The organism is Paenibacillus sp. FSL P4-0127, assembly GCF_038007325.1.
Taxonomy (GTDB): domain Bacteria; phylum Bacillota; class Bacilli; order Paenibacillales; family Paenibacillaceae; genus Fontibacillus; species Fontibacillus macerans.
The window spans coordinates 2746344-2757151 of record NZ_JBBOWY010000001.1; the positions used below are offsets into that span (position 1 = coordinate 2746344).

Genomic DNA, 10808 nt, shown 5'->3' on the forward strand with positions numbered 1-10808 from the left:
GCAAATTCAACCCATTAGCGGCATTTTCTGTACTTATTTTTCTATAAATGTTCCAGAACGCGGGCATTTCCCTGCGGGTGGGGAAAATAGCGGCACAAATTGCCTCTACTTCTCTCAAATGAACGGATATCACCGGAATAACGACATTTTTTGTCCTTATTATTTTCGCAGTGGGTTTCTCAGGCAGCTTGGGCTTTCCCGAGCAGGCGGTTCCTGTTCCTGTTCCTCAAAGTACCGGCTTCCCGCATTGTCTCTCCGTGGCGCCATTCCTAAAGGCACCTTGCCAACGGCTTCCGCGGCTTTCGTTTTCATTGTTTTCTTTTTGCGGTTGGAAGTATAATAAGGTCGTAATTTCTACATAAAACAGGTTGGAGGGATCTTGGCATGGACAATTTTGTGTTTCGTAATCCGACGAAGCTGATTTTCGGCAAAAACCAGCTGGAAGCTTTAAAAACCGAGGTTCCGGCTTACGGCAAAAAAGTGCTGCTGGTGTACGGCGGCGGAAGCATCAAGCGCAGCGGCCTGTATGATAAAGTGTTGGCGGTTTTGGGGGAAATCGGCGCCGAAGTGACGGAGCTGGCCGGCGTGGAGCCGAATCCCCGCCTGTCCACGGTTCGCCGCGGGGTCGAGCTGTGCAAAACGAAGGGCATCGAGCTGGTGCTCGCCGTCGGCGGAGGCAGCGTGCTGGATTGCTCCAAGGCGATTGCGGTGGGCGCCAAATTTGACGGGGACATATGGGATATCGTGGACCGCAAGGCTGCGGCGACGGCGGCGCTTCCGCTCGGGACGGTGCTGACGATGGCCGCCACCGGCTCCGAAATGAACGGCGGATCGGTGATTACGAACGAAGCGACGCAGGAAAAACAAGGATGGGGCAGCCCGTTCGCTTTCCCCGCCTTTTCGATCCTCGATCCGCAAAATACGTTTTCTGTGCCGAAGGATCAGACGGTTTACGGCATGGTCGATATGATGTCCCACGTGCTGGAGCATTATTTCCATAAAGCGACCAATACACCGCTGCAGGACGGTTTTTGCGAGGCACTGCTGCGCACCGTGATCGAAACGGCGCCCAAGCTGATCGCCGATCTCGAAAGCTACGAGCATCGCGAAACGATATTGCTCTGCGGCACGATGGCGCTGAACGGCGTATTGAATATGGGCTATTCGGGCGACTGGGCGACCCACAACATCGAACACGCGGTGTCGGCCGTGTACGACATTCCGCATGGCGGCGGGCTCGCCATCCTGTTCCCCAACTGGATGAAATACAACCTGAAGCATGACGTGTCCCGCTTTAAACGCCTGGCCGTAAACGTGTTTGACGTGGATCCGGAGGGCAAAAGCGACGAGGCCGTGGCGCTGGAGGGCATCGAGGCGCTGCGTTCGTTCTGGAGCTCGATCGGGGCGCCAAGCCGGCTGGCGGATTACGGCATCGACGACAGCAAGCTTGAAATCATGGCCGACAAGGCGGTCAAATTCGGTCCGTTCGGCCGATTCGCCGTGCTGAATAAGCAGGACGTGGTGGAAATTTACCGGATGTCGCTGTAAGCATAAGTTATTGGGCCGTCCCCTTTTTTGGGGGACCGGCCCTTTTTCTTTATTGATGCGGAAAATCACCGGGAAAACCGCGCTCCAACCGCTGGGAGGCTATTTTTGTTGAAACAAATTCCCTGAAATAACGTATGAAATATATAGATTTACATATTTGTTTATCGAAAGGAGGGACGGCATGGAAACGCTGTTTTGGTCCTGCTTTATCGGCGGAGCGCTGTTTGCGGTCGTCAGCGCGCTGATCGGAGACTTGATCGGCAGCTGGATAGACGGGATTTTCGACGCGGTGTCCGCCGATTTCCTCAAACCGGTCATTACGGCTTCGGCGGTAACCAGCTTTGGCGGGGCCGGGATTTTATTGCATCGCTATACCGGACTCGGGAACGCCGCCGTGATCGCGCTTGCGCTCGTCATCGCTTTGGCGCTGGCCGCCGCAGTTTACTTCGCTTACGTCAAGCCGGCGGAAAACAGCGAAAATTCCACCGGTTATTCGACCGCGGAGCTGCCCGGTAAAGTGGGCGAGGTGACCGTGCCGATTCCTTCGGAAGGTTTCGGCGAAGTGATGGTAACGCTGGTGGCCGGCAACACGATTCATATCGCCTCCAGCTTTGACCATCGGGAAATTCCCGCCGGAACGCGCGTTGTCGTCGTGGATGCGAAGGACGGAACCGTTCGAGTATCCGAGCTGTATGAACACCAATCTTGAAGAGGGAGCTGATGTGATTGTTCGAAAGCATTCCTGACATTATTCTGATTCCCGTTGTTGTGATCGCGGTCATCCTTGTGCTGGGCCTGGCCTTTTGGGCCAGATACAAAACCGTAAGTCCGGACGAAGCGATGATCGTGACCGGTTCTTTTCTCGGCAACCGGAATATTTCCGATGACCAGTCCGGCCGCAAAATTAAAATCGTCCGCGGCGGCGGGGCGTTTATCTGGCCGATTTTTCAGAAAGCGGAGTACTTATCGTTATTGTCCCACAAGCTTGACGTAATGACGCCTGAAGTGTATACCGAACAGGGCGTGCCGGTTTCGGCCGACGGCGTGGCGATCATCAAAGTGGGCAGCTCGATCGAGGACGTGGCTACCGCGGCCGAACAGTTTATGGGCAAGCCGATCGAATCGCTGAAAGGCGAAGCCCAGGAAGTGCTCGAAGGGCATCTTCGTTCCATTTTGGGCTCCATGACCGTCGAGGAAGTGTACCGCAATCGCGATAAATTTGCCCAAGAGGTGCAAGGCGTGGCGGCGCGCGACCTCAAAAAGATGGGGCTGCAGATCGTCTCGTTCACGATTAAGGATGTCCGTGACAAGCACGGCTATTTGGAGGCGTTGGGGAAACCGCGGATCGCGGCGGTCAAACGGGACGCCGATATCGCCGAAGCGGAAGCGCTGCGGGATGCGCGGATTCAAAAGGCGCTGGCCGAAGAGTCCGGGCAAAAGGCGGAACTGCTGCGGGACACGAATATCGCCGAAGCGGAGAAGGAAAAAGAGCTGAAGATCGCTTCCTTCAAAAAAGAGCAGGATACCGCCAAGGCCGATGCCGACCAGGCTTATTTCATCCAGGAGGCCCGGGCCAAGCAGATTGCGGTCGAGGAGCAAATGAAGGTCGAGCTCGTGCGCAAGGAACGGGAAATCGATCTGAAGGATAAAGAAATCAACGTACGTCAGAAACAGTATGATGCTGAAGTGAAGAAAAAAGCCGATGCCGACCGTTACGCGGTCGAACAGGCGGCGGAAGCCGAGAAGGCGCGGAAGATGCGGGAAGCCGACGCGCTGCAATACTCCATCGAAACCCAGGCGAAAGCATCGGCCGAACAGAAGCGGCTGGAAGGTTTGGCGATCGCCGAAGCCGAGCGGGCCAAAGGCTCCGCGGAAGCCGAGATCATCCGCCTGCGCGGGTTGGCGGAAGCAGAGGCCAAGGAGAAGCTGGCCGAGGCGTTTTCGAAGTTCGGAGAAGCGGCGATTTTGGATATCGTTGTCAAAATGCTTCCCGACTTGGCCGGACAAATCGCCAGTCCATTGTCCTCCATCGATAAATTGACGGTGGTCGATACGGGCAAAGGCGAAGGGGCGGCCCGCGTCAGCAATTACGTCACGGAATTAATGGCGACGGCTCCGGATATGCTGAAAAGCGTGTCCGGCATCGAACTCGATCGCTTGATTCAAGGCTTGACGAAAGGCAAAGCGGTGGCGTCCGCGCAGCCGGCGGAGGGGACGCCCGCAGCTTCGGCACGAAGCGGCGAGGCCGGCCGGGAGGCGGTTGTGCTGGAAAGCGCGGCATCGCGGGAAGCTAAAGAGTAAGAGATTGGACTTCAGTGGACCCAAAGAGGCCGTCCTAAGCAGTTAGGACGGCCTCTTGTTTTGCGGCTGAAGCGCTTTTTGCGGCGGTCGTCCTATACATTTATTCGCAAACGGCTGACAAGGGCTCGGCCAATCGTTTATAATGGGCGTACATGTTTTCGGAGAATAGACAAGAAGAGGTGCGACCTGTGAACAGTCTACGCGTGGCCAAAGTGTTGAATAACAACGTCATTATCGCCAACCATCCGGATCATGGCGAAGTCGTTGTGATCGGCAAAGGCATCGGATTTAACCGCAAATCGGGCGAGTCCATTCCTCTTGAGGCGGTAGAGAAACTGTTCATTCTTACGAATCAGCAGGAACAGGAACAATACAAACAGCTAATTCCCCAGGTGGACGAACAACTGATTGAGCTCATTGGCGAAATCATCATGTATATTTCCAGCAAAACGCAAGCGACATTGAATGAGCACATCCATATTGCGCTCACGGACCATTTGGCGTTTGCCATCAAGCGGGCGGAGCAGGATCTCGCCTTTCACAATCCGTTTCTGTTTGAGACGAAGGAGCTGTATCCGCTGGAATTCGAGTTGGCCGAATATGCCATCGATTTGATCCGCCGGAAAATGGGCGTCGATCTCGGCCAGGATGAAACCGGATTCGTGGCGCTCCACATCAACAGCGCCATGACGAACCGCCACATCAGCGAGGTGCGGGGGCATGCCCAACTGATCGCCGATTTGGTCGGCATTATTGAGGATGATCTGCAATTTTCCATCCTGCGGAACTCGCTTGACTACTCGCGGCTGCTGACGCACCTGCGGTTTGCCATCGAACGGGTTCGCCGCGGCGAGCGGGTGGCCGAAGTCGATAAGCTGGAAAGCTTGCTTAAGCGCGAGTATCCGACCTTGTATGCGCTCGCTTGGAAATTGACCAAAGTGATGGAGAAACGCCTGAAAATGCCGGTTTATCAGGCGGAAGTCTCCTATTTGACAATGCACTTGCACCGCATCGTTCCGCCCGAGATCAACTAAGCTCTTGCGTAAGCAAAATAGGTCTGCTATAATTTCAAGTGCATTAACAACAATATCAAATCACAATGTGTAACTGATTCGATCAGGCATGAGTTGATAAAAGGTTTTTGAGTGTATCGTTGGATTACGGGGTATTCTATCCCTAACGAAACGATAACCGAAAGTCTTTTTTGACTCATGCTTTTTTGTTGTTATGATCATTTAATATTTCAGGAGGGTGCATTATGTTCAAGCGTTTCTTTGGTGTTTTGCAGCGGGTCGGGAAAGCGCTTATGCTGCCCGTCGCGCTGCTCCCTGCTGCAGGACTGCTCCTGGGGATCGGCAATATGCTGGTCAGCCCGGACTTTCTTGAACGGGTTCCAGCCTTGGACAACCATACGATTCATGCGGTAGCGACCGTCATGATGAACGCCGGGCAGATCGTATTCACGAATTTGGCCCTGCTCTTCGCCGTCGGCGTTGCCGTTGGTCTGGCCGGAGGCGAGGGCGTCGCCGGCTTGGCCGCGATTATCGGCTATCTCGTGATGAACGTGACGATGGGGACGGTCATCGGCGTTACGCCATCGATGATCGGAACCAACGCGGCCTACGCCAATGTGCTGGGGATTCCGACGCTGGCCACCGGCGTGTTTGGCGGGATTATCGTCGGGATATTGGCCGCCGCCATGTATAACCGCTTCTTTAAAATCGAACTGCCGTCTTATCTCGGATTTTTTGCCGGAAAACGGTTTGTTCCGATCATGACGGCGGCCACCTCGGTGCTGCTCGGTTTGCTGATGGTCGTCATCTGGCCGCCGATTCAATCGGGGCTGAACGCCGCTTCCCACTTCATGCTGGACCAGAACCGGACGTTGTCCGCGTTTGTGTTCGGGATTATCGAACGCGCATTGATTCCGTTCGGTCTGCACCACATTTTCTATTCCCCGTTCTGGTTCGAATTCGGGGAATACACCAATGCGGCGGGCCAACTGGTGCGCGGTGACCAGAACATCTTTATGGCTCAGCTTCGCGACGGCGTGCCGTTTACGGCCGGAACGTTCATGACCGGCAAATTCCCGTTCATGATGTTCGGCTTGCCGGCGGCGGCGCTCGCCATTTATCACGAGGCCAGACCCGAGCACAAGAAATATGTGGCGGGGATTATGGGCTCAGCGGCGTTGACCTCGTTTCTGACGGGGATTACCGAACCGCTCGAATTCTCGTTCTTGTTCGTAGCTCCGGTCCTGTTCGCAGTGCACTGTGTTTTTGCCGGTTTGTCGTTTATGACGATGCATCTTTTGGGCGTAAAAGTTGGGATGACTTTCTCCGGCGGTTTGATTGACTACCTGATTTTCGGGGTTATTCCAAACCGCACGCCTTGGTGGTACGTCATCATCGTCGGCTTGATTTTGGCCGTGATCTATTATTTCGGATTCCGGTTCGTCATCCGCAAGTTCAACCTCAGGACGCCGGGACGGGAAGACCCGGCTGATGATAATGAAGATGCGGAAGCCAGCCGGGGAAAAGTTACGCAGGATGAGCTGCCGCACAACATTTTGTCCGCGCTGGGCGGACAGGAAAACATCGTCCACCTGGACGCTTGCATCACGCGGCTGCGGGTTGAAGTTAAGGATAAAGCCAACGTAAGCAAGGACCGGCTGAAAAATCTGGGGGCTTCCGGCGTCCTGGAGGTCGGCAACAATATCCAGGCGATCTTCGGCACGCGCTCCGATACGATCAAGACGCAAATTGCCGATATTATGAACGGCAAGGCGCCGAGAGCCGCCGAGAAGACGGAGGCGGACAAACCTGCCGAAGTGGAGCGGCAGGCGGCCCAGGACGGCGACGCCATCATCAACGAGGATATCGTGATGCCGGTCAACGGCGAACTGATGGATATTTCCAATGTGCCGGACCCGGTGTTCGCGGAAAAAATGACGGGCGACGGCTTTGCGGTTCTGCCGCATGACGGGGTCATCGCTTCTCCGGTCTACGGCAAGGTGTTTAATGTGTTCCCTAGCAAGCATGCCGTCGGCATCATGTCGGACGGCGGCAAGGAAGTGCTGGTGCACATCGGGGTGAACACCGTGAAGCTGAAAGGGCAAGGCTTCAAGGTGCTCGTGAACGAAGGCGACCTGGTTTCGGCCGGACAGCCGATTATGGAGGTCGACCTGGATTACGTGAAGGAGCACGCGCCTTCGATCATTTCGCCGATTGTGTTCTCCAACCTGCCGGAAGGGGCGGCGGTCAAGCTGAACAAAACCGGCAAGCTGGCGAAAGGCGAGCCCGATATCGTTACAATCAAATAAAAGCTGCCGGCGCCCTAGCGTCACGGGCGCCGGCAGAAAATTTGGAATTGTAATCGCGTTCCCTTAAAATAAAAGGGAGCGTTGATATATATTTATACTACATTCACGAGAAAGCGAGAGGATTTTATTATGGAAAGAACCTTTAGAATTACGGATGAAGACGGTATCCACGCACGCCCTGCTACGGCATTGGTAAATACGGCCAACAAGTTTAAAGGAGCTGAATCCTTTGCCGAAGCGAAGGGTAAAAAAGTGACCCTGAAATCGATTCTCGGGGTGTTGTCCCTGGGGCTGGAGCAAGGGGACACCATTACGTTGTCCGTTGAAGGAGAACAAGCTGCAGAAGCTCTTCAAGCGCTCACCGACGTCATGGTTAACGAGGGGTTAGGGGAAGTAAATGCTTAAGATCGACGGCATCGCCGCTTCGGCCGGCGTGGCCATCGCCGAGGCGTTCAGACTGGAGCATCCCGATTTTACGGTAAAACGCCGGGATGCTTCGGATCCCGCCGCCGAGTTGGCACGGCTGGACGAAGCGCTGGCCAAATCGCAGCAGGAGCTTGAAGCGATCAAAGAGCGCACGCTTCAAGAGCTTGGCGAGAAGAAAGCGGAGATTTTCGAATCCCACCTGCTGATCCTGAACGATCCCGAGCTGCTGGATCCGGTGCGCGACAAAATTTCCAGCGAGAAAGTGAACGCGGAATACGCGCTGGACGAGACGGCAAACCAGTTTATCGCCATGTTCGAGAACATGAAAAGCGCGTACCTGCAGGAACGCGCCGCGGACATGCGGGACGTCACCAAACGGGTGCTGACCCATTTGCTGGGCCTCACCTACGTCAATCCGGCGGAGATCGACCGGGAAGTCATCGTTATCGCCGAGGATTTGACACCGTCCGATACAGCTCAGCTTAACCGCAAATACGTCAAAGGCTTTACGACGAATATCGGCGGCAGAACGTCGCACTCCGCGATTATGGCCCGTTCGCTGGAGATTCCGGCCGTCGTCGGGACCAAAGAGGTGCTCGGCAAAGTAAACAACGGCGATCTGGTGATCGTGGACGGTCTGGACGGCCTGGTGATCATCAATCCGTCCGACGATGTGGTGAAGGAATACACGCAAAAACGCGACGACCACCTCAAGCAAATCGAGGAGTGGAAGAAGCTGCGCGAAGTGGCGACCACGTCGAAGGACGGCGTGCACGTCGAACTGGCGGCCAACATCGGCACGCCGAACGACGTTGCCGGGGTGCTCGACAACGGCGGCGAAGCCGTAGGCTTGTACCGCACCGAGTTCTTGTACATGGGCCGCACCGAGCTGCCGTCGGAGGAAGTTCAATTTAATGCTTACAAGACGGTGCTGGAGAAAATGGAGGGCAAGCCGGTCGTTGTCAGAACGCTCGACATCGGCGGAGACAAGGAGCTGCCTTACCTGAATCTGCCGAAGGAGATGAACCCGTTCCTCGGCTTCCGCGCCATCCGTCTTTGCCTGGAGCAAAAGGACCTGTTCCGCACGCAGCTGCGCGCCCTGCTTCGGGCGAGCGTTTACGGCTCACTGCGGATCATGTTCCCGATGATCGCCACGCTGGACGAGTTCCGCGCGGCCAAAGCGGTGCTCCAGGAAGAGAAGGAGAAGCTGACGGCCGAAGGCGTCAAGGTCGCGGACGATATCCAGCTCGGCATTATGGTGGAGATTCCTTCGACTGCCGTTATGGCCGATCAATTCGCCAAAGAAGTGGATTTCTTCAGCATCGGCACCAACGATCTCATTCAATATACGATGGCCGCCGACCGCATGAACGAACGCGTTTCCTACTTGTATCAACCGTATAACCCGGCGATTTTGCGTCTGGTGAAAATGGTGATCGACGCCGCCCACAAGGAAGGCAAATGGGCCGGCATGTGCGGCGAGATGGCGGGCGATAAAGTGGCGATTCCGCTGCTGCTCGGCCTCGGCCTGGATGAGTTCAGCATGAGCGCGACCTCGATTTTACCGGCACGCTCGCAGATTTCCAAGCTTTCCAAAACGGAGATGGAAGCTTTGGCAGCCAAAGCGCTGCAAATGCGGACCGCGGAGGAAGTCGTGGAACTGGTGCGCGGTATCGGCGAGTAAGACGAAGTAGGCGAAATTGCCGAATTAGCCGTATTAGGAAGTTCTATCTATTCTTTTCCAAACTAGTTTTGCGGGTTTCTCTGTTTAAGCCGGCGCCTTCCGAGGCGCCGGTTTTTTCTAGGTGAATTTAAGTATTAGGCATTGCCATTGGATATATCCAATAGAATTGGAAATTTACTAGTAAATGCAGTAGCATGATTGGATTTGACGGGGACCCGAACTGAGGACTGAGGCGGCTGTCTATATGTAGCATTCGTGTCTGGTGTCCTGGTGTCCTGGTGTCCCTGCATGCTGCTTTGCACGATTATCCCTTTCATTCAGTGGATAGGTGTTAGGGGCTAGGATAAGGATTAATAAGGAAAAAATGAGGCGGTTAAGGTGAGATTTTCGGCTTGATAAGGGAACGCATGTTTGGTATAATGAAATTAACGGAACTTATGTTCGTGTATTCTTGATTCGGGAGGTAAGCGGATATGGAAGCCAATGCGAGAACGGAACTTCAACCATTCAGCAGTCGTTATAACAGCGAGCAGGATTGCATGGAAGCGCTGATCGCGATGAAGTGGCCAAACGGCTTCGTCTGCCCGCGCTGCGCTCACAACCGGTGCAGCCGTGTGACTTCCCGGCATATCCCTTTGTTCGAGTGCGGAAAGTGCAAGCATCAAACATCGCCTTTGGTCGACACGATTTTTGAAGGAACGCATCTGCCACTGGTGAAGTGGTTCCAGTCGCTGGAGTTGTTCCTGCTCCCTGACGGCATCTCGGCGACGCGGCTGCGCCAGGTGATCCGGGTCACCTACAAGACCGCGTGGTCGATGCTGAAAAAAATACGTCATGCCGTCGGAGAGTTTGATGCCCGGGAGCTGCTCTCCGGAGATGTGAAGGTGAACAGCGATCAGTATGGGCGTAACCCGTCCCGGTGTCAGCTTTCGCATCCGTATGCCTCGGCGGTCGTAGCCGGCTGCACGGTCACGGAATCGGGCGAGCCGGAGCACGTCAAAATCCGCCTGGTGCCGCATAAGCGGGGAGGCGAAAAAAGGGCAGACCGTCACGATCTAACCGCGTTTATTGGCGAGCATGTGGATGTCCGTACATCGGCGGTGCAGTCGTTCCCTCTGGCCTTTCGGCTGTATGCGCCCTTGCGGAAAGTGGTGAGAGAGGCGTGGGAATCGCTGAAGGGTACGTATGGAGCCTTGGGGGTGAAGCATCTGCAGGCGTACCTAAACGAATACACCGGACGCCGCCGGCTGCGCCTGTCCGGAGGACTGCCTGAAGCGGAAGAAACGATGCGGCAGCAGTTGCTGCGCATGTGTGTGGCGATTCCGGCAATCCCTTACCGCCGGCTGATCGCGCGCCAACCGAACCAGCCCCTTGCGGCTGCGGCCTGATCGTGGCGCTTGAACGGTGCCGGCATTGATGCAGACGGATTCAGGTTGCAGCAATAACCTGTCTAATGATCTCGAACATGACTGCTTCTTACAAATATATTTTCTTCTCCTGAATTTATCTTCTTCTCTGCTTCCCTGA

At 55.2% G+C, this 10808-nt stretch carries 8 protein-coding genes; all 8 read left to right on the forward strand.

What is annotated here, in order from left to right; translation table 11 throughout:
- Positions 1-384: 384 nt before the first annotated feature.
- The 8 genes from NYE74_RS12375 to NYE74_RS12410 all read left to right on the forward strand — a co-directional run bounded on the left by NYE74_RS12375 (position 385) and on the right by NYE74_RS12410 (position 10669).
- Complete coding sequence (locus NYE74_RS12375) at positions 385-1548, forward strand: iron-containing alcohol dehydrogenase (RefSeq protein ID WP_036620718.1); 1164 nt, start codon at positions 385-387, stop codon at positions 1546-1548.
- Between the two features lie 181 nt (positions 1549-1729).
- The gene (locus tag NYE74_RS12380; RefSeq protein WP_124332583.1) at positions 1730-2257 is read left to right on the forward strand and encodes an NfeD family protein; all 528 of its coding nucleotides are present in this window, start codon (positions 1730-1732) and stop codon (positions 2255-2257) included.
- A gap of 17 nt (positions 2258-2274) precedes the next feature.
- Positions 2275-3849, forward strand: a complete 1575-nt coding sequence (locus NYE74_RS12385) for an SPFH domain-containing protein (protein ID WP_445323399.1) — start codon at positions 2275-2277, stop codon at positions 3847-3849.
- A gap of 188 nt (positions 3850-4037) precedes the next feature.
- Positions 4038-4883: a glucose PTS transporter transcription antiterminator GlcT gene (gene glcT, locus NYE74_RS12390; protein ID WP_036620721.1), complete on the forward strand. Its 846-nt coding sequence runs from the start codon at positions 4038-4040 to the stop codon at positions 4881-4883.
- Between the two features lie 224 nt (positions 4884-5107).
- Positions 5108-7171, forward strand: a complete 2064-nt coding sequence (gene ptsG / locus NYE74_RS12395) for a glucose-specific PTS transporter subunit IIBC (RefSeq protein WP_326045206.1) — start codon at positions 5108-5110, stop codon at positions 7169-7171.
- Between the two features lie 129 nt (positions 7172-7300).
- Positions 7301-7576 carry an HPr family phosphocarrier protein gene (locus NYE74_RS12400; protein ID WP_036620725.1) on the forward strand — a complete coding sequence of 92 codons (276 nt, stop codon included), beginning with the start codon at positions 7301-7303 and terminating at the stop codon, positions 7574-7576.
- Positions 7569-9281, forward strand: coding sequence for a phosphoenolpyruvate--protein phosphotransferase (gene ptsP, locus NYE74_RS12405; protein ID WP_328272436.1), 1713 nt, complete (start codon positions 7569-7571; stop codon positions 9279-9281). Before NYE74_RS12400 ends, ptsP begins: the two co-directional genes overlap by 8 nt.
- A 473-nt stretch (positions 9282-9754) precedes the next feature.
- Positions 9755-10669: an IS1595 family transposase gene (locus tag NYE74_RS12410; RefSeq protein WP_341004810.1), complete on the forward strand. Its 915-nt coding sequence runs from the start codon at positions 9755-9757 to the stop codon at positions 10667-10669.
- Positions 10670-10808 lie beyond the last annotated feature (139 nt).

Bases quoted from the DNA above. Each gene is read 5' to 3' on its own strand.
- NYE74_RS12410 (WP_341004810.1), top strand. From the start codon at position 9,755: ATGGAAGCCAATGCGAGAACGGAACTTCAACCATTCAGCAGTCGTTAT.
- NYE74_RS12375 (WP_036620718.1), top strand. From the start codon at position 385: ATGGACAATTTTGTGTTTCGTAATCCGACGAAGCTGATTTTCGGCAAA.
- ptsP (WP_328272436.1), top strand. From the start codon at position 7,569: ATGCTTAAGATCGACGGCATCGCCGCTTCGGCCGGCGTGGCCATCGCC.
- NYE74_RS12380 (WP_124332583.1), top strand. From the start codon at position 1,730: ATGGAAACGCTGTTTTGGTCCTGCTTTATCGGCGGAGCGCTGTTTGCG.
- NYE74_RS12400 (WP_036620725.1), top strand. From the start codon at position 7,301: ATGGAAAGAACCTTTAGAATTACGGATGAAGACGGTATCCACGCACGC.
- ptsG (WP_326045206.1), top strand. From the start codon at position 5,108: ATGTTCAAGCGTTTCTTTGGTGTTTTGCAGCGGGTCGGGAAAGCGCTT.